At 71.2% G+C, this 17,906-nt stretch carries 17 protein-coding genes; 5 read left to right on the top strand and 12 right to left on the bottom strand.

What is annotated here, in order from left to right:
* Window positions 1-35: 35 nt before the first annotated feature.
* Both pcrA and ACZ45T_RS00725 read right to left on the bottom strand, forming a co-directional pair.
* Entirely contained in the window at window positions 36-2,561 is a 2,526-nt protein-coding gene (pcrA, locus tag ACZ45T_RS00730) for a DNA helicase PcrA (protein ID WP_468435950.1), read from the bottom strand.
* 12 nt (window positions 2,562-2,573) lie between these two features.
* On the bottom strand, window positions 2,574-2,933 hold the full coding sequence (locus ACZ45T_RS00725; RefSeq protein ID WP_468435945.1) for an ArsR/SmtB family transcription factor: 360 nt from the start codon (window positions 2,931-2,933) through the stop codon (window positions 2,574-2,576).
* A 123-nt stretch (window positions 2,934-3,056) separates the two neighbouring features.
* Here ACZ45T_RS00725 and ACZ45T_RS00720 point away from each other — a divergent pair, with 123 nt between their 5' ends.
* The 3 genes from ACZ45T_RS00720 (at window position 3,057) to ACZ45T_RS00710 (ending at window position 5,505) form a co-directional block, all read left to right on the top strand.
* The gene (locus ACZ45T_RS00720) at window positions 3,057-3,959 is read left to right on the top strand and encodes an alpha/beta fold hydrolase (protein WP_468435944.1); all 903 of its coding nucleotides are present in this window, start codon (window positions 3,057-3,059) and stop codon (window positions 3,957-3,959) included.
* A gap of 26 nt (window positions 3,960-3,985) precedes the next feature.
* Complete coding sequence (locus tag ACZ45T_RS00715) at window positions 3,986-4,339, top strand: hypothetical protein (protein WP_468435942.1); 354 nt, start codon at window positions 3,986-3,988, stop codon at window positions 4,337-4,339.
* Between the two features lie 119 nt (window positions 4,340-4,458).
* Entirely contained in the window at window positions 4,459-5,505 is a 1,047-nt protein-coding gene (locus ACZ45T_RS00710; protein WP_468435940.1) for a C40 family peptidase, read from the top strand.
* Here ACZ45T_RS00710 and ACZ45T_RS00705 read toward each other — a convergent pair.
* The 5 genes from ACZ45T_RS00705 to ACZ45T_RS00685 all read right to left on the bottom strand — a co-directional run bounded on the left by ACZ45T_RS00705 (window position 5,400) and on the right by ACZ45T_RS00685 (window position 10,943).
* Window positions 5,400-6,239, bottom strand: a complete 840-nt coding sequence (locus ACZ45T_RS00705; protein ID WP_468435938.1) for a hypothetical protein — start codon at window positions 6,237-6,239, stop codon at window positions 5,400-5,402. The two genes, ACZ45T_RS00710 and ACZ45T_RS00705, sit on opposite strands and share 106 nt — an antisense overlap.
* 1 nt (window position 6,240) lies before the next feature.
* Window positions 6,241-7,503, bottom strand: a complete 1,263-nt coding sequence (locus ACZ45T_RS00700) for a TRAFAC clade GTPase domain-containing protein (RefSeq protein WP_468435936.1) — start codon at window positions 7,501-7,503, stop codon at window positions 6,241-6,243.
* 258 nt (window positions 7,504-7,761) lie between these two features.
* Window positions 7,762-8,865 carry an alpha/beta hydrolase gene (locus ACZ45T_RS00695; protein WP_468435934.1) on the bottom strand — a complete coding sequence of 368 codons (1,104 nt, stop codon included), beginning with the start codon at window positions 8,863-8,865 and terminating at the stop codon, window positions 7,762-7,764.
* Window positions 8,866-8,961: 96 nt separating this feature from the next.
* Complete coding sequence (locus tag ACZ45T_RS00690) at window positions 8,962-9,651, bottom strand: LuxR C-terminal-related transcriptional regulator (protein ID WP_468435932.1); 690 nt, start codon at window positions 9,649-9,651, stop codon at window positions 8,962-8,964.
* Window positions 9,648-10,943, bottom strand: coding sequence for an ATP-binding protein (locus ACZ45T_RS00685; protein ID WP_468435930.1), 1,296 nt, complete (start codon window positions 10,941-10,943; stop codon window positions 9,648-9,650). The genes ACZ45T_RS00690 and ACZ45T_RS00685 overlap by 4 nt, the downstream gene beginning before the upstream one ends.
* A gap of 131 nt (window positions 10,944-11,074) precedes the next feature.
* Between ACZ45T_RS00685 and ACZ45T_RS00680 the strand changes: the two genes are divergently transcribed.
* Together ACZ45T_RS00680 and ACZ45T_RS00675 are read left to right on the top strand one after the other, a co-directional pair.
* Entirely contained in the window at window positions 11,075-12,421 is a 1,347-nt protein-coding gene (locus tag ACZ45T_RS00680) for a PspC domain-containing protein (protein ID WP_468435928.1), read from the top strand.
* Window positions 12,408-12,632 carry a hypothetical protein gene (locus ACZ45T_RS00675; protein WP_468435926.1) on the top strand — a complete coding sequence of 75 codons (225 nt, stop codon included), beginning with the start codon at window positions 12,408-12,410 and terminating at the stop codon, window positions 12,630-12,632. The genes ACZ45T_RS00680 and ACZ45T_RS00675 overlap by 14 nt, the downstream gene beginning before the upstream one ends.
* Here the strand turns inward: ACZ45T_RS00675 and ACZ45T_RS00670 are convergent.
* The 5 genes from ACZ45T_RS00670 to ACZ45T_RS00650 all read right to left on the bottom strand — a co-directional run bounded on the left by ACZ45T_RS00670 (window position 12,578) and on the right by ACZ45T_RS00650 (window position 17,901).
* Window positions 12,578-13,069, bottom strand: a complete 492-nt coding sequence (locus tag ACZ45T_RS00670; protein WP_468435924.1) for a DoxX family protein — start codon at window positions 13,067-13,069, stop codon at window positions 12,578-12,580. The two genes, ACZ45T_RS00675 and ACZ45T_RS00670, sit on opposite strands and share 55 nt — an antisense overlap.
* Window positions 13,070-13,087: 18 nt before the next feature.
* The gene (locus tag ACZ45T_RS00665; protein WP_468435922.1) at window positions 13,088-14,344 is read right to left on the bottom strand and encodes a hypothetical protein; all 1,257 of its coding nucleotides are present in this window, start codon (window positions 14,342-14,344) and stop codon (window positions 13,088-13,090) included.
* 101 nt (window positions 14,345-14,445) lie between these two features.
* Window positions 14,446-15,225, bottom strand: coding sequence for a class II aldolase/adducin family protein (locus ACZ45T_RS00660; protein WP_468435920.1), 780 nt, complete (start codon window positions 15,223-15,225; stop codon window positions 14,446-14,448).
* A gap of 124 nt (window positions 15,226-15,349) precedes the next feature.
* Window positions 15,350-16,936: a glutamine-hydrolyzing GMP synthase gene (gene guaA, locus ACZ45T_RS00655; protein WP_468435918.1), complete on the bottom strand. Its 1,587-nt coding sequence runs from the start codon at window positions 16,934-16,936 to the stop codon at window positions 15,350-15,352.
* A gap of 116 nt (window positions 16,937-17,052) precedes the next feature.
* Window positions 17,053-17,901: a helix-turn-helix domain-containing protein gene (locus tag ACZ45T_RS00650; protein WP_468435916.1), complete on the bottom strand. Its 849-nt coding sequence runs from the start codon at window positions 17,899-17,901 to the stop codon at window positions 17,053-17,055.
* Window positions 17,902-17,906 lie beyond the last annotated feature (5 nt).

Here is a 17,906-nt window from a genome sequence, read left to right as displayed (position 1 = left end):
GCCATCGCCCGGCCACCCATCCCAGCCGCCTCCCGCTACAGCTTCTGCACCGGCGCGTAACGCAGCAGCAGCCGCTTGGGCTTGTCGTCCCCGAAGTCGATGGTGGCCTGCGCGTCCGCGCCCGCGCCCTTGACCTCCATGACCGTGCCGAGCCCGAACTGGTCGTGCGTGACCCGGTCCCCGACCACCAGGGAGATCACCGGCTTGTCGGCCGCCCGTCGCGTCGCGAATCCGGACGGACCCGACTTCGTACGCGACGAGGACAGGAACGCCTCCGGCGACGTGCCGAACGAGCTCTTGCCCGACCCCGAAGACCCGTATCCGGAGCCCGAGCCGCTGCGCATCGGGCCCGCCGGCTTCTGGGTGGCACCCGTCCGCTTCCACTGGAGGTACTCCGCCGGAATCTCCTCCAGGAACCGCGACGGCGGGTTGTACGAGGGGGTCCCCCACGCGCTGCGCATGCTGGAGCGCGTCAGGTACAGCCGCTCGCGCGCACGCGTGATGCCGACGTACGCGAGGCGGCGCTCCTCCTCCAGCTCCTTGGTCTGGCCGAGCGCCCGCATGTGCGGGAAGACCCCGTCCTCCATGCCGGTCAGGAAGACCACCGGGAATTCCAGGCCCTTGGCGGTGTGCAGGGTCATGAGCGTGATGACGCCCGTGCCCTCGGTGTCCTCGTCCGGGATCTGGTCGGAGTCGGCGACGAGCGCGACCTGCTCCAGGAACTCGGCCAGGGTGCCGGGGCCGGGGGCCGGGGTGCCGTTCTCGGCCGCCTCGGCGGCCGCGGCCTCCCGCGCCTGCTCGAATTCCAGCGCCACCGCCGCGAGCTCCTGGAGGTTCTCGATGCGCGTCTCGTCCTGCGGGTCGGTCGACGCCTGGAGTTCGGCGAGGTAGCCCGTACGCTCCAGCACCGCCTCCAGCACCACTGCCGGGCCCGCGCCCGAGTCGACGATCGTGCGGAGCTCCTCCATCAGCACGTTGAACCGCTTCACCGCGTTCGTGGAGCGCGCGGCCATGCCGAAGGCCTCGTCCACGCGCCGCAGCGCCTGCGGGAAGGTGATCTTCTCGCGCATCGCGAGGGCGTCGACCATCGCCTCGGCGCGCTCGCCGATGCCGCGCTTGGGCACGTTCAGGATGCGGCGCAGCGGGACGTTGTCCTCGGGGTTCGCGAGGACGCGCAGGTACGCGAGGACGTCGCGGACCTCCTTGCGCTCGTAGAAGCGGACGCCGCCGACGACCTTGTAGGGCAGGCCGACGCGGATGAAGATCTCCTCGAACACGCGGGACTGCGCGTTGGTCCGGTAGAAGATCGCGACATCGCCCGCCTTGGCGTCCCCGGCGTCCGTCAGCCGGTCGATCTCGTCGGCGACGAACTGCGCCTCGTCGTGCTCGGTGTCCGCGACGTATCCGGTGATGACCGCGCCCGTGCCGGCCTGGGTCCACAGGTTCTTGGCGCGGCGGTTCTCGTTGCGCTCGATGACGGCGTTGGCGGCGGACAGGATCGTCTGCGTGGAGCGGTAGTTCTGCTCCAGCAGGATCGTGGTCGCGTCCTTGTAGTCCTCTTCGAACTGGAGGATGTTGCGGATGGTCGCGCCGCGGAAGGCGTAGATGGACTGGTCGGCGTCACCCACCACGCACAGCTCGGCCGGGGGCAGGTCCGGGTAGCCGGTGCCCACGAGCTCGCGCACGAGCGTGTACTGCGCGTGGTTGGTGTCCTGGTACTCGTCGACCAGGACGTGCCGGAACCGGCGCCGGTAGTGCTCGGCGACGTCCGGGAAGGCCTGGAGCAGGTGGACCGTGGTCATGATGATGTCGTCGAAGTCGAGGGCGTTGGCCTCGCGCAGCCGCCCCTGGTACATCGCGTACGCCTGGGCCAGCGTCTTCTCGAAGCCGTCCACGGCCTGGTCGGCGAAGGCTTCCTCGTCGATCAGCTCGTTCTTCAGGTTCGAGATCTTGGCGTTGAAGGACTTCGGCGGGAACTTCTTCGGGTCCAGGTCCAGGTCGCGGCAGACGAGCGCCATCAGGCGCTTCGAGTCGGCGGCGTCGTAGATCGAGAACGAGGAGGTGAAACCGAGCCGCTTGGACTCGCGGCGCAGGATGCGGACGCACGCACTGTGGAAGGTGGAGACCCACATGGCGTTGGCGCGCGGGCCGACCAGGCTCTCGACGCGCTCCTTCATCTCACCGGCGGCCTTGTTGGTGAAGGTGATCGCCAGGATCTGGCCGGGGTGGACGTTCCGCGCGGCCAGCAGGTGGCCGATGCGGTGGGTCAGCACCCGGGTCTTGCCGGAGCCGGCGCCGGCGACGATGAGCAGCGGGGAGCCCGCGTGCACCACGGCCGCGCGCTGCTCCTCGTTGAGCCCGTCGAGGAGCGTCGCCGGGTCGATCACGGGCCTGGGGGCGCCGTCCCGGTAGTACGCGTCCCCGCTCATGGGTACGTCGAAGCGCCCCCCGAAGAGATCGTCCGCGCCCGCTTCCGGGGCGGCGTGATCCTCGGGCGGCGGCGGGACCTCGTCGGAGGGGGTGAGGTCCGCCAGGAAACTGTCGTCAAAGAGGCTGCTCATCGCATTCCGAGTCTAGGGGGCGGGACCGACAGCCGGCTGCGCCCCCGGAAAATCCCTCTGTGGGAAGGCCTCGCCCAGCACGATCTCCAGCAGGCCCGGGAAGGACCGTTCCAAGTCGTCACGGCGCAGTGCGAGGTAGAGCTTGCGGCCCTGGGGGCGCTGGCAGATCACTCCGCTCTCGCGCAGCGTCTTGAGGTGGTGCGTGACGCTCGACCTGGGCAGGTCCGGCACGACCTCGCCGCAGAACGCCTCCTCGCCGGAGGCCAGCTTGCGAACGATCTCCAACCGGACGGGATGCCCGAGCGCGGCCAGGACCTCGACCAGCTCGATGCGGTCGGCGGCGGGGTGGGTCAGGTCAGCAGCGGCAGCCATGCCCCAACTGTACGCAGATCTCGTACGGACCTTGCCGGACCGTTCGAAGATCTCGTACAGTTCCGATCAACCGTACGAGATCTTCGTACGGTCTTCCGGTCACTCCTCCACAAGGACACACCCATGCCCACTGCCGCACCCGACACCACCGCCCTCGACGACGCCGCCCTCGCCGCCTCCCTCGACGGCGGCTTCACCAGCCACCGCGCCGAGGTGAACGGCATCGGTCTGCACTACGTACAGGGCGGCAGCGGCGAGCCGCTCGTCCTCCTCGGCGGCTGGCCGCAGACCTGGTGGCAGTGGCACAAGGTGATGCCCGCCCTGGCCCGCCGTTACCGGGTGATCGCCGTGGACCTGCGCGGCATGGGCGGCTCCGCCAAGCCCGACACCGGCTACGACAAGAAGACGATGGCCGCCGACCTCCGGGCCCTGCTCACCCACCTCGGCCTGGAGCGGGCCCACATCGCGGGCCACGACATCGGCGCGATGGTCGCCTACGCCTTCGCCGCCAACCATCCCGAGGCCACCGGCCGCATCGCGCTCCTCGACGTCTCGCACCCCGACGAGAGCTGGGCCCGCATGCCGCTGATCCCCCGGCCCGACCTGTTCCACCTGTGGTGGTTCGCCTTCAACCAGGTGCACGGCCTGCCGGAGCAACTGCTCGCCGGCCGCTACCACCTCCTGCTGGACTGGCTGTTCGGCGCCGCGTCCGCCGACCCCGCGTCCATCGACGCCCGCTCGCGGGCCGTGTACGCCCGCGCCTACGACTCACCGGAGGCGATCCGGGCCGGAAACGACTGGTACCGCGCCTTCGCCCAGGACATCGCCGACCTCGCCGGCTACGCCCCGGTGACCGCGCCGCTGCTCGCCCTGGGCGGCGAGTACAGCAACTACGAGCAGCTGAGGGGGGCCGTCCCGGCCCTCGGCACCGACACCCGGGTCGTCCGCGTCGACGGCAGCGGCCACTACCTCCCCGAGGAGCAGCCGCAGGCCGTGACCGCCGAGCTGGTCCGCTTCCTCGGCTGATCCGGCCGCCCCGTACGCTCGACCGCATGCACGTACTCATCAATGTCTTCATCGGCCTGCACATCATCGGGATCGCCTCGCTGCTCGGCGGTTTCCTGACCCAGATGAAGGCGATGAGCGCGGGCACGGCCCGCTTCACGCCGGCAATGCTGCACGGCGCGCTCACCATGCTCGTGACGGGCGTACTGCTGGTCGGCTTCCGCGAGATGGACGGCGGCAGCGTCAACAACGTCAAGATCGGTGTGAAGCTGGCCATCCTCTTCGTGATCCTCGCCCTCGTCTACGTCAAGCGCGACGAGGAGAAGGTCGAGAAGGCACTGTTCGGCGCGGTCGGCGGACTGACCATGATCAATATTTTTATCGCCGTCCTCTGGCGCTGACGGACACCGATCCGCCATATCCGATCAGTTCGGGTCATCTCAACATCGGCCCGTTACTCAGGTTTAGCGTCCTCCCCCAAGACCCAGCGTCAGTGACAGGGGAAGGACGTGAGGCCCTCGTGGCCAGTCATCGAAAGCCCAGGCAGCGCCCGCTCTCCGGCGGCGCGGTACGGACGACCGCCGCCACCCTCGCCCTCGCGGGCGCTGCCACCGCCACCGCCTTCGAAGGCACCTCGCAGGCCGACCCCCAGCCGACCCCCTCACAGGTCAAGTCGGAGGTCGACCGGCTCTACGAGGAAGCCGAGGAGGCGACCGAGCGGTACAACGGGGCGAAGGAACAGGCCGACGAGGCCGAGCGCGCGCTGACCGGCCTGCGCGAGGAGACCGCCCGCAAGACCGATCAGCTCAACACCGCCCGCAGCGCCCTCGGAACCCTTGCCGCATCCCAGTACCGCAGCGGCTCCCTGGGCACCGCCGTGCAGCTCGCGATGGCGCCCGACCCGCAGGAGTACCTCGCCCAGGCCTCCTTCATCACCCGCGCCGGGGACCGCAACGCCACCGGGATCACCACCGTGCGCCGCCGCCTCGACGAGGTCGGGAAGCTGCGCGAGCAGGCCGCCGGACACCTCGCCGACCTCCGCTCCCGGCAGGACGAACTCGCCCGGCACAAGTCGGTGATCGAGGAGAAGCTCGGCACGGCCAAGCGCCTGCTGGCCAAGCTCACCGCCGAGGAGCGGGCCGCGTACGAGGCCGAGGCGCCCGGTGGCTCACCCGCCGGCCCGAAGACCAGCACGCTCCCGCCGCCGCCCGCCGACGGCTCCCGCGCGGGCCGCGCCGTGGCCTTCGCGCACGGGGCGATCGGGAAGCCGTACGTCTGGGGCGCGACGGGCCCGGGGTCATTCGACTGCTCGGGCCTGACGCAGGCGGCCTGGCGCTCGGCCGGGGTCTCCCTGCCCCGCACCACCTACACCCAGATCAACGTCGGCCATCGCATCTCCCGCGACCAACTGGCCCCCGGTGACCTGGTGTTCTTCTACTCCGGGGTGACGCACGTGGGCCTCTACATCGGCAACGGCCAGATGATCCACGCGCCGCGGCCCGGCTCGACGGTCAGGCTGGCGCCGATCGACTCGATGCCGTGGGCGGGCGCCGCCCGGCCGGCGTAGCCATGGTCGTAGCCCTGGTCATAGCCCTGGTCACTCGGCCAGACGTCGGGGCGACAGGTGTTCACGTACTGGCTGACCGTCTTACAGTCCGGGTCGGCATCCTCGCCCCCTCCGAACGGGCCACAACCGCATGCTTTCCCCACCGCGAACACCAGAATCCCGACGATCACCAGGGTCACGACGCGGATCAACCAGCTCTTGCGGCTCGGCAAAGAGGCCACCGGCGGTGGCTTGCGTGACCCCGCCGGAGTGCCGGCCGGGATAACGGCCGAGCGCAGCGGGAACTGCTTCCCGGGCTCGACCGTGAAACCCTCCTCGTCGCCGAGGAACCGCCGGTAGACAGGGAGCGCCGTCTCGCGACAGGCGTTCAGGTCGGCCGGGTCCGGCGTGGCGACCTGGCCGTCCTCGCAGACGAATCCGTACATCAATTGCAGGGGGCGCCCGAACTCGTCCCGCGGTGCCTGGTCCACGGGTGCGGTTCCGGACTCCGCGACGTCGGCCGCGGTGACCTGGCGCGCCGTGTGAACGACCGTCAGACGACGTCCGGCCCTGGTGACCACCGGCATGACCTGCACCTGCTCCGCCACCATGCCCGGCGCCACGGAATCGTCGAGGACTCCGTAATCACCCTCGGCGAGGAGGAAGTCGGGGGCGAGCAGCGTCCGGTAGCCGCGGTAGCGTCCGCGAGCGACGAGGAACGGCCAGGCGGACCGGCCGTGTGAGGGGCCGTCCATGTCAGGACAGCCTGGAGTGCGGCAACTGGTCTTCCAGGACCGCTACTTTCCGGCGCATGTCCTCGAGGACCCGGCGCCGCGCTCCGCGGAAGTCTTCATGGGTCTGCTGGGCCTGGTTCAGGTCCCGGTCGAGACGCGCCTGCGACTCCGCCCGCGCTCCGCCCTGGGTGTCGAGGAAGAGACCCAGCACGGCGTTCCCCGCCATTGCCGTCGCCGAAGCGCCGAATGTGGCGATCAGGGCCCTGCCCGTCGTCCTGCCGGCGAAAGCGATAAGGGAGTTGACCGCGTCCAGCGGGGTCATCTGGCTGCGCCGGCGCACCTCGGCGTAGAAGGCCGCGCGGGCATCCTCGTCGAGACGGCCCTCCACCTGTTCGAAGAGGTCGGGGACCACGGCCGACAGCGGAACGTCCACGCGCGTGGGATGCACGTGTCCTTGAGGCATTTTGACGATCCTCCCGGTGGGGTCGACCGTCGCGAATCCCGGCCCCACCGCACTGACGGGGATGAGGCGGACCACCCGGGCGGTACCGTGGATCTTCACCAGCGACTTGAAGTGATCGTTGGACGTCAGAAGGTCTTGCACGAGCTCCAGGCGGACCCTCTCGTCGGGGTGCAGATCCGTGAGCAGGTCCCACTTGGTGATGACGAAGCTGACGGGGCACGCCGCCTCGATCATTTTCGGTACCAGGGCATTGAGGGTCTGCTCGAGACGGACCTGCCCCTGGGGGACGCCATCCAGATGCAGCCGGATGTGGTTGCCGTCGATGATTCCGATCAGCGCGTCCGCATGGCGGATGTGGTCGAACAGATCTTCCTGAGCCGACGATCCAGCCGCCTGGGGCTCCGTCAGGAGTTCTCCCGCATACTCCAGGTATTTCAGATCGAGGATCGGGCGGGCGCCTTCGGTGGTGCGGGTCTTCACCGTGAACGTGAAGTGCCGCGCCTCACCCTTCGCCGTACCGGGTGGCCAGCCGTCCGCCACGGCGGTATCCGCCATCTGCGTGAACCACTGGTTGAGCTGCAGCACTTCCGGGTCCGGGGCGACGAGGAAATAGCTCTGGCCCGCCGGTGTCTGAAGCCGGTGGTACATGCTGGCCAGCAGCAGCGTCTTGCCCGAGCCCTGCAGCCCCAGAGCCACGACCTGGAAGGTCGGGGTCTGCTCCTCGATGCGAGGCGCTTCGGGGGGCTCCTTCTTGCGGGCCCGCGCTATCAGGGCGATGAGGAGCAGGACCAGAACGACGATCAATATGACGACACCCGACATGGCTCTCCGTCCTGGCAGCCGGAGATCACGGCCACCGCATGAACGGGAAGTGGGACCGCCGGGCGCACGTGGACGGGCCTGGAGCTGCGTATGGGAGAGGGGCAGGGACAGCGCCCGAAGGCCTCATGATCCCAATGCTTCACGTCCCCAAAGGGCACCGCTCTCCCTTCCATGCTCGCCGATCAGCGCCGCCCCTGCCAGTCGGGGCGGCGCTGAGGACGGCGGTCGGAGCCCGGTCGGAAGCCGATCGCCCCCGCCCTACGGAGCCTTGACCTGCTGGCTCAGCCAGCCGAAGGTCTGCGGCAGTTGCTTCGACCACGATTCGAGGTTGTGGCCGCCGACCACCTTCTCCGCGTGCACCGTCGTCGGGGCCTTCGCCAGCCCCTTGAGGTCCATGCCGGACAGGTAGCCGTCCTGCTCGGCCCCCGACATCCACAGCGCGACCGCCGGCGGCTTGGGCGCGGCCTGGAGCACGGCCTTCAGGTTGTGCGTACGGCGCAGCTCCGGGTCCTTGGCGACCAGCGAGGAGGGCTCCTGGCCCGGGTCGTTGTAGCCGGACAGGGAGACGGCCGCGCTGTAGCGGTCGGGGTGGGCGATCGCCAGCTTGGCGGCGCAGTAGGCGCCGGCCGAGTATCCGGCCACGCCCCACGTGCGGGCCTCCTCCGACGCGCGGAAGTTGTCGACGACCATCTTGCGGACGTCGACGCTGAACCAGCTGTCCGCGTTGACCTTGCCGGGGATGTTGGCGCAGCCGGTGTCGGCGTTGCCGAGCAGCATGGCGCGCGGCGAGACCAGGATGAACGGCTGCACCTTGCCGCTCTTCATCAGCGGCTCCAGCACCTCGTGCGCCTTGAGCCCCTGGAACCAGGACTTCCCCGTCCCCGGGATGCCCGGGATGAGCTCGACCACCGGGAACTTCTTGTCCTTGAAGGCCGGGTCGTCGTACTGCGGCGGCAGCCACACCATGACGTCGCCCTTGACCCCGGAGATCTTGCCGTCGAGCTCGGTCTTCTTGACCCGCCCGCCGAGGCCCTCCACCTGCTCGAACTTCTGGAGCGCCTTGGGGACCTCCGCGACCTTCTTCCCGCCGAGCCCGTCCGGGCCGAGGTCGGGTGCGGCGGTGACGTACTTGCCGGTGCCGAGCAGGTCCCCCCAGGAGGCGTAGAAGTGCTCGGCCCTGTTGACGGCGACGAAGACCACGGCGATGGCGGTGACCTGGGCGAACACCACCATCAGCGCGCGCACGGCGGTGCGTACGACGGCAGGGCCGCGCACCTTGCTCCACACGGCCAGCGGCAGGATGACGGCGAGCGCGGTGAGCGCGATCGCCGTCACGAAGAAGGGTGTCCCCGTCAAGCTCATCACGCCACCCAAGAGGGCGGCGTGACATGTGGCGGTTGCCCGATCAGCCTGCGGTGTGGATCACACCGCAGGCCGCTCCCCCGCCCGCACCCCCGGTCACACCAGCCGGCGGGCCGTCGCCCAGCGGGTCAGCTCGTGGCGGTTGGACAGCTGGAGCTTCCTGAGGACCGCCGAGACGTGCGATTCGACGGTCTTCACCGAGATGAAGAGCTGCTTGGCGATCTCCTTGTACGCGTACCCGCGCGCGATCAGCCGCAGCACCTCGCGCTCGCGCTGCGTGAGGCGGTCCAGGTCCTCGTCCACCGGCGGCGCGTCCGTCGAGGCGAAGGCGTCGAGCACGAAGCCCGCCAGCCGCGGCGAGAACACCGCGTCCCCGTCCTGCACGCGGAAGACCGAGTCCACCAGGTCGGTGCCGGTGATCGTCTTGGTGACGTACCCGCGGGCGCCGCCCCGGATCACCCCGATGACGTCCTCGGCCGCGTCCGACACCGACAGCGCCAGAAATCGGACTGGAGCCTCGGCCGCCGCCATCAGCGGGGCGCAGCGCCGCAGCACCTCGACCCCGCCGCCGCCGGGCAGGTGCACGTCGAGCAGGACCACCTCGGGCCGGGTGGCGGTGATGACGGTGACGGCCTGGTCGACGTCGGCGGCCTCGCCGACGACCTCGACGCCGGTCCGCCCGGTATCGCCGATCTCGGCCTGGACTCCCGTGCGGAACATCCGGTGGTCGTCGACGAGCACCACCCGAACGCGCCTGCTCTGCGCCACTGCGTTCTCCTCGGTCATGCTGCGTTCGCCGCCCTCTCCATCTCCAGTTCGACTTCCGTGCCGCCGTCGGGCGCGGACCGCAGCCGCGCGGTCCCGCCGTTGCGCTGCATCCGGCCGATGATCGATTCTCGTACGCCCATGCGGTCTTCGGGTACCGCGTCGATGTCGAAGCCCGGTCCCCGGTCCCGTACGGACACGAAGACCGTCTGCCCCTCCACCTCCGCGAACACCTGCACCGGCCCGCCCTCGCCACCGTACTTGGCGGCGTTGACCATCGCCTCGCGCGCGGCCTGGACCTGTGCCGCCAGCCGCTCGTCGAGCGGGCAGTCCCCGACGACCACGACCTCGATGGGGACGCCGTGGTGGTCCTCCACCTCGGCGGCGGTCTTCTTCACGGCCTCCGCCAGGGTGGCCGGTTCCTCGGCCTCGTCCTTGCCGGTGCCCTCGGGCTTGTAGAGCCAGTTCCGCAGCTCCCGTTCCTGGGCCCGCGCGAGGCGGCGTACCTCTCCCGCGTCCTCCGCGTTGCGCTGGATCAGGGTGAGGGTGTGCAGCACCGAGTCGTGGACGTGGGCGGCGACCTCGGCGCGCTCCTGGGCGCGGATGCGCATCAGGCGCTCCTCGGACAGGTCCTGGGTCATCCGGATCAGCCAGGGTCCGGCGAGCAGGGCCACGCCGACGAGGACGGCGAGGGTGGCGGTGAGGACGTTGCCGAGCTGGGCGGCGGAGCCCCGTACGACGATGAACACGGTGAGGCCCACGCCGACCAGTGCCACACCGGCGAGTGCCCGGGCGGCCTGGAAGAGGCGCCCGTGCCGCGCGGCGGCCGCGCCCCAGTGGGCGCGGCGGGCGTTGTCGGCCTGCCGCCATACGAGGACCACCCCGGCCCCGACCAGCAGCGTCGGCCACACGTACCGCCCGGACGCGCCGCCGAGCTGCACCTGGGAGATGAAGATGCCCGCGCCGACGCAGAGGGCGATCAGCGCGGTGATCTGCCCGCGGTCGGGTTTGCGCAGCCGGCGGCTGCCGTCGGGGAGGGTCTCGAAGAAGGAGCGGTTCGCGGTGCGGCCGCCGACGCCCAGCGGTACGAACACCCAGAACGCGGCGTACAGCAGCACGCCCAGCCCGTCGCCCCACATGAACAGGCCGAGGAAGGCGAGCCGGACCCAGATCACCGGCAGCCCGAGGTGCCCGGCGAGCCCGCGCGCGACGCCGCCGAGCATCCGGCCGTCGGCGCTGCGGTAGAGCTTGCGCTGCGGCAGTTCGTCGGCGTCGGATGCCTGCGGGGTACGGGGAGCGGCGGCTACGGGCATGTCACCAAGGGTCACACGCGCGGGGGCGGCCGGGCATCAGGGCATCCCCCCAGTTCTGCCGGGGGGATATCAGGGTTGCGCCAGGGTTGGGCCGGATGCCACGGGCCGCCGGGGCCCGTCACCATGGACCCATGACCGAAGTACACGACGCCCCGCCTGGGGGTCCCCCCGGACGAAGCCCGGGCGAGGAGCCCGGGGCCCCCGCCCCGGCCGAGCGCCCGCCCCTGCGCCGCAGCAAGCGCGACAAGGTCCTCGCGGGCGTGTGCGGGGGCCTGGGCCGGTACTTCGACCTGGACCCGGTGATCTTCCGGATCGTCCTCGGTGTCCTCGCGGTCACCGGCGGCGTCGGTCTGATCTTCTACGGCTTCGCGTGGCTGCTGCTCCCCGTGGAGGGCGAGGAGGACAGCGAGGCCAAGAGGATGCTGACCGGCCGGATCGAGGGCGGCACGCTGGCGGCGGTGTTCGCCGCCCTGGTGGGCTGCGCGCTGTTCCTGTCGATGCTGGACAACGGCGCGCTGGCGGTCTTCTCGGTCCTGGCCGCCCTGGCGCTCGGCGGGGCCGCCTACTGGTCGCAGCGGCACCGGGGCACCTGCGCCCCCGAGGCGAAGAAGCCCTCCCCGGGCAAGGCCGCGCACCGGACCCCGCTCTCGCCCGCCCCGCCGGAGACGCAGGCACCGCCCGCCCCCGGCGGCCCGTCCTGGTGGCGGGATCCGCTGGTCAAGGACGGCACCACCGGCCCGGTCGGCGCGACGGGCTACCTGTGGGGTCCCGAGGACGCGGCGGGAGCCGTGCCCGGCGCCGCCCCGGAGGCGGTCGCCGAGCCGCCCGCCGCCCCGGCCCGCCCCCGCGGCGGCATCGGCGGCCGGATCTTCGTACTGGCCCTGCTGGCCGGGACCGTGTCCACCGCCTCCGTGTGGGAGGGCAGCACCCTCAGCCACGCCCTGCAGATCGGGCTCGCCGCCGCGCTGGCCGTGTTCGGCCTGGGCCTCGTGATCAGCTCGGTCAAGGGCCGCACCGGCTTCGGCACGGTCCTGCTGGCGCTCGTCACCGCCGGACTGCTGGCGGGCGCGGCGGCGCTGCCCCGCGAGATCGGCACCGACTGGCGGGAGGTCAGCTGGCGGCCGGCCGCGGTGGCCGACGTACGGCCCGTGTACGAGGCGGGCACCGGGCTCGCCACCTTGGACCTGAGCCACCTGGACGTGCCGAAGGGCACCACGCTGGCGGTCCGCGCCTCCATCGACGCGGGACGGCTCAAGGTGATCGTGCCGCGGGAGGTCACGGCCAAGGCCGACGTCACCATCCGCCGGCTGGGCGACGTACAGCTGCCCGGGGACCGCGCGGACCGGATCGAGAACGTCCGGGAGCACAACCGGCAGGCGACCCTGTCGCCCGCCGCCGGCACCGAGGCCGGCGGGACGATCGAGCTGCACCTGGACGCGGGTGTGGGACAGGTGGAGGTGGCCCGTGCGGCGTCATGAGTTCCAGCCGGGCCGGTTCCTCGCGGGGATCGTGATCCTGACCGCGGGCGTGCTGTACCTGCTCGACGCGGCCGGCGAGGCCGACCTGCCGTGGTTCCTCGTCATCCCGATGGCCGTGGGCGGCCTCTGCCTCGCCGCCCTGGTCGGGATGGTGACCTACGCCGTACGCAGGGACCGGCGCGACCGCATCACCGAATCCAGCGACAAGTAGGGGGCGCCGGCGAGGATGATCGGGATCCAGGCCATCAGGTAGATCAGGTCCTGGCTGTAGTAGTACTTGGGCACCGCCCACGACACCGTGAGCCACAGGCTGAGCGAGATCAGCGCTCCGCCGACGGCGGCGATACGGGTCAGCAGTCCGGCCAGGACGCCGAGGCCGACGAGGAGCTCCCCGATGGCCAGCGCGATCGCGAAGGCGACGGGGGCCTCCAGGGCCAGGTCCACCAGAGCGGGGACCGCGGAGACGTCGCGCGTCGATTCCATCACCTGCCCGATGGAGCCGTCGCCGGTGGCGGAGAGGAACGCGGAGTCGGTCAGCTTGTCCAGACCCGCGTACACGAAGGTCACGCCGAGGAAGATCCGCAGGGGCAGGAGGGCATGGCGGGGGGCCTGTTCGCGCACCCAGGCGAGAGCGTCAGTTCGGGTCACGCGTCATGTCTACCCCGATCACTCGGCCACGTCGATGGTGCAGCGGTTGGATTCCACTCCTGCGGCGGTGACCACCTGGATCTCGATGCGCCCCGGTTCCACTTCCGCCGGGACCGGCACGGTCAGCACGGCGTCCGAGGGATTGGTGAACCCGCCCGCCACCGGCACCAGCGGCACGTGCACGTGGACCGCCCCGATCCGCACCACCAGCCGGGCCAGCATCTCCGGCGTTTGCGCCCCGGGCGGCACGAAGCCCACACCGCGGATCTCGATGTCGTCCCCGGGGCGGACGGCGGCGTCCAGGTCCCCGGGCTCCCGTCTGCGCACCACCGACAGCACCAGCGGGCGGCTGCCCTCCGCGTACTTCGCCGCCAGGTACACGGCGGCCGACAGCGCCACCAGCAGCGCCAGCGCCCACGGCAGCTGCGGCAGCCGGTCCGGGAAGCGGGCCAGCGAGGCCGCCGCGTAGGCCAGCACCACCGTCGAGACGAGGACGTACTGCGCGTCCGGGAAACTCCCGCGCCCCGCGTCGTCCGTCAGCAGGTCCGCCCCGCGCGGCCGGTCGGCCGGCAGCTTCTGAAGCCGCTGGCCCATGATCCGTACGGAGACCACGCGGCGCACCAGGACCGCCACCGCCGAGGTCAGCGAGACCACCGCAAGCAGCGGCAGCGCCCGGTCCAGCGCGAAGCCCGCGTACAGCGCCTGCCGCTCGGGCCCGGGCGACGAGGTGGCCAGCCGCAGGGCGGGCAGCAGCGTGGCGAACGCCGTCAGCACCACCCAGGCGCTGGACACCGCCTTCGACGTGGACAGCCGGTTGTCCTCGCCGACGAGCGGGGCCAGCAGGCCGCCGCGCACCGACTGGGCGCGGGCCGCGACGTTAAGCAGCCCGGCCAGCGCCAGGGCCGCCAGCAGCCCGGCCGTGCGCCCCGCGGACCAGCCGGTGCCGAGCGCGGCGGCGACCTGGACCACCAGCAGGACCCCGGCCGCGATCCACACGGCGAGGACGGCCCGCCGCGAGAACAGGTACAGCCAGGAGCTCCCGGCCTCCCGGCCCCGGTCGGCGACGGTACGGGCCGACAGGGTCAGCTCGTCGGACACCCACTGGCGGGAGGCGCCGAGCGAGTGGGCCACGGCGGCCGGCACCCCCTGCCCGGAGGCGAACTCGTCGCGCTTCTCCAGGAACGCGGCGACCGCACGCCGGTGCCCCTCGCGTGAGCACTCCTCGCAGGCGCAGGCCGCGGTATGGGTACCTCGGGACATCTCTTGGACAGCCACTACGTGCCGCCTCTCTGAACTACGGTGCAATGCCAGCGAATTGTGCACCACTGCGGCAGTGTTCCGGATTGCGCACGATGTCAGAGCAGGTGATTAACGGTTCATGATGTTGACGCCACCGGCGTGTCACCGTCCTGACGCAGGGGCTGGTAGCTCACCCAGGCGGCCAGATCGGACCCGAACCGCTCGCGCGTGGCCACCGCGGCGCGGTGGTCGATGGGCACCGGCTTCCCGGCCGCCCGGGCGATCAGCTGCACCTGGGCCGCCCGCTCCGCCGCGACGAACCACCACGTGGCGGCGTCCACCGAGTCCCCGACCGTCAGCAGCCCGCGGTTGCGCAGGATCAGCGCCTTGTACGGGCCCAGGGCGTGCGCGATCCGGGCGGCGTCGACGGCCCCGTCCCCGGTGTACTCGTCCAGCAGCGCGTGGTCCTCGTAGAAGGCGCAGGCCTCCTCGGTGATCGGGGCCAGCAGCTCGCCGAGCGCCGCGAGGCCACGCCCGTACGGGGCCTGCGCGCGGACCACGGCCACCACCCCGGGGCGCGCCCGGTGGACCGCGGCGTGCACGGCGAAGGCCAGCTCGTTGACCCGGCGGCCGCCCTGGAGCACCCGGCCGTCCCCGTCGACCAGCAGCAGATCGTCGGCGGTGAGGGTGGCGAAGGCCCGCCCGAAGGGATTCACCCAGTAGCAGTCCCCGAACTCGGGATCCCGCGCGGTGACCTGCCCGGCCACCCCGTCCTCGTACCCCAGCCGCCCCAGCAGGCGCAGCGCCCCGGCGAGCCGTTCCTTGCGGTGCGCGCGGGCCGCCCCGACGGTGTCGTGCACGGGCGGCATCTCGAAGCCGAGCCGCTCCACGGGCACGGGTACGGGCTGGTCCGGCATGCGGCGCTCCTTCGACGGCTCGGCTCGCGGCGCAAGGTACCCGCGCCCCCGCGAAGTGGCCAGAGAAACGGCGAAGCCGCCACTCCCGGGGGGAGCGGCGGCTTCGTCTACGTGCGGGTGGGGACTACTCCCACTCGATGGTGCCCGGGGGCTTGCTCGTGCAGTCCAGGACCACGCGGTTGACCTCCGGCACCTCGTTGGTGATGCGGGTGGAGATCCGGGCGAGCACCTCGTACGGCATGCGCGTCCAGTCCGCGGTCATCGCGTCCTCGGACGAGACGGGGCGCAGCACGATCGGGTGGCCGTAGGTGCGGCCGTCGCCCTGCACGCCCACGCTGCGGACGTCGGCGAGCAGCACGACCGGGCACTGCCAGATCTCGCGGTCCAGGCCGGCCGCGGAGAGCTCGTGGCGGGCGATGGCGTCGGCCTCGCGGAGCAGGTCCAGGCGCTCCTTGGTGACCTCGCCGACGATGCGGATGCCCAGGCCGGGGCCCGGGAAGGGCTGGCGCTGGACGATCTCCTCCGGCAGGCCGAGCTCCTGGCCGACCATCCGGACCTCGTCCTTGAACAGCTGGCGCAGCGGCTCGACGAGCTCGAACTCGATGTCGTCGGGGAGCCCGCCCACGTTGTGGTGGGACTTGATGTTCGCGGTGCCGGTGCCGCCGCCGGACTCGACGACGTCCGGGTACAGGGTGCCCTGCACCAGGAAGGCCACGTCCGCGCCGCCCTCGGCGATGATCTCGGCCTGGGCCTGCTCGAAGACGCGGATGAACTCGCGACCGATGATCTTGCGCTTGGTCTCCGGGTCGGAGACCCCGGCCAGCGCGTTCAGGAAGCGCTCCTGCGCGTCGACGACCTTCAGCTGCACGCCGGTGGCGGCGACGAAGTCCTTCTCGACCTGCTCGGTCTCACCCTTGCGCATCAGACCGTGGTCGACGTACACGCAGGTCAGCTGCGAGCCGATGGCCTTCTGCACGAGGGCCGCGGCGACCGCCGAGTCCACGCCGCCGGAGAGGCCGCAGATGGCGCGCTTGTCGCCGACCTGCTCGCGGATGGCCGCGACCTGCTCCTCGACGATGTTGCCGGTGGTCCAGGTGGGGGCGAGGCCCGCACCGCGGTAGAGGAAGTGCTCCAGGATCTGCTGACCGTGCGTGGAGTGCATCACCTCGGGGTGGTACTGCACGCCGTACAGCTTCTTCTCGTCGTTCTCGAAGGCCGCGACCGGGACGACGTTCGTCGACGCGGTGACGGTGAAGCCCTCGGGCGCGGCGGAGCAGGCGTCGCCGTGGGACATCCACACCGACTGGTTCTCGGGGGTGCCCTCGAAGAGGGTCGAGCCGGCCTTGGAGACGGCCAGCGGCGTGCGGCCGTACTCACGGGCGCCGGTGTTGTCGACCTGCCCGCCGAGGGTGGTCGCCATCAGCTGGAAGCCGTAGCACATGCCGAAGACGGGGACCCCGGCCTCGAAGATGGCACGGTCGAGCTGCGGGGCGCCCGCTTCGTACACGGAGGACGGACCGCCGGAGAGGATGATCGCCTTGGGGTTCTTGGCCAGCATCTCGTCAACGGGCATCGAGCTCGGCACGATCTCGCTGTAGACCCGTGCCTCGCGGACGCGACGGGCGATGAGCTGGGCGTACTGGGCGCCGAAGTCGACGACGAGAACCGTGTCCGGGGCGCTGTCGTGGGCGGCGGAGGGTGCTTCTGGCACGGGGCGGCCTTCCGGCGGAAGAGGTGGCTGTTTTGTCGATTCTAACGGGGGACGTAAGGGCCTCTTCGTCTCACCATCCGAATCCAACGCCACAGCGGTGCGCCGCCCGGGCAGGTTCACCCCTCCACGGCGCGACGTGCCCGGCCGATCACACGCTGTGCGTCCACCCCGAAGGCGGCGGATTCTCGAAGCGTCTGCCAGACCCGGAGGTGGGTGGCGACGCTGTCGGCGTCATCCACCCAGAGCTCCGCGTGCCAGGTTTCCACCACCACCTGCCGGTCGTCGTAGATCCAGAATCCGAGACCCGGCGGGATCTGCAGGGCCGCTTCAAGGGGAACGATCCCCAGCTCCACGGTGTCAAGGCCGATCACGCCCTGCAGGCGGTCGAGCTGGGCGGCGAGCACCGAGGGCGGGCAGATCCGCGCATGCAGGACCGCTTCCCACAGCAGGATCCGGTAGCGCTTGCCCGAGTCGTACAGGCCCTCTTGCCGCTTCATCCGGGATCGCACGGCTTCTTCGATGTCCCTGGGCGTCTGGTGAAGTCCGGCGAAGCGATTCAAGATCGCACGCGCGTAGTCAGGCGTCTGAAGCACTCCGACGACCCAGGACGATTCCCACGCGCGGAGCATGCGCGCGTCCGCCTGCACCTGGTTGTGCACATCCTGGACGGGCCGGAGTCCCGCCGCCAGCTGGCGGCGCCATGAGCGGATACGGGACTCCAGCCCGCGCAGCCGGGACAGCAGTTCCTCCGCTGCTTCGGGCTGCTCGACTCCTGCCGCCCACGCCCGCAGGTCGTCGGCCGTGGCTGTCTGCCGCCCCGTCTCCAGCTTGCTGACCTTCGACTGGGTCCAGCCGAGGCGCGCCGCCAGCGCCGTACCGGTGAGCCGGCTTCCAGGGCAGGACTCACGTAGCTCCCGCAGCCTCACGCCGAGGGCCGCTCTCGCCTGCTGGTAGTCCGTGCTCACCGGTC

Source organism: Streptomyces sp. NPDC030995 (assembly GCF_055571215.1).
This window is presented reverse-complemented; position numbering and strand designations above follow the sequence as displayed.

What these genes read in the sequence shown, in the direction of transcription:
- ACZ45T_RS00660 (WP_468435920.1), bottom strand. Translation starts at nt 15,225, where the DNA reads ATGCCGGACCAGCCCGTACCCGTGCCCGTGGAGCGGCTCGGCTTCGAG.
- pcrA (WP_468435950.1), bottom strand. Translation starts at nt 2,561, where the DNA reads ATGAGCAGCCTCTTTGACGACAGTTTCCTGGCGGACCTCACCCCCTCC.
- ACZ45T_RS00700 (WP_468435936.1), bottom strand. Translation starts at nt 7,503, where the DNA reads ATGTCGGGTGTCGTCATATTGATCGTCGTTCTGGTCCTGCTCCTCATC.
- ACZ45T_RS00680 (WP_468435928.1), top strand. Translation starts at nt 11,075, where the DNA reads ATGACCGAAGTACACGACGCCCCGCCTGGGGGTCCCCCCGGACGAAGC.
- ACZ45T_RS00685 (WP_468435930.1), bottom strand. Translation starts at nt 10,943, where the DNA reads ATGCCCGTAGCCGCCGCTCCCCGTACCCCGCAGGCATCCGACGCCGAC.
- ACZ45T_RS00715 (WP_468435942.1), top strand. Translation starts at nt 3,986, where the DNA reads ATGCACGTACTCATCAATGTCTTCATCGGCCTGCACATCATCGGGATC.
- ACZ45T_RS00695 (WP_468435934.1), bottom strand. Translation starts at nt 8,865, where the DNA reads ATGAGCTTGACGGGGACACCCTTCTTCGTGACGGCGATCGCGCTCACC.
- ACZ45T_RS00705 (WP_468435938.1), bottom strand. Translation starts at nt 6,239, where the DNA reads ATGGACGGCCCCTCACACGGCCGGTCCGCCTGGCCGTTCCTCGTCGCT.
- ACZ45T_RS00725 (WP_468435945.1), bottom strand. Translation starts at nt 2,933, where the DNA reads ATGGCTGCCGCTGCTGACCTGACCCACCCCGCCGCCGACCGCATCGAG.
- ACZ45T_RS00720 (WP_468435944.1), top strand. Translation starts at nt 3,057, where the DNA reads ATGCCCACTGCCGCACCCGACACCACCGCCCTCGACGACGCCGCCCTC.
- ACZ45T_RS00690 (WP_468435932.1), bottom strand. Translation starts at nt 9,651, where the DNA reads ATGACCGAGGAGAACGCAGTGGCGCAGAGCAGGCGCGTTCGGGTGGTG.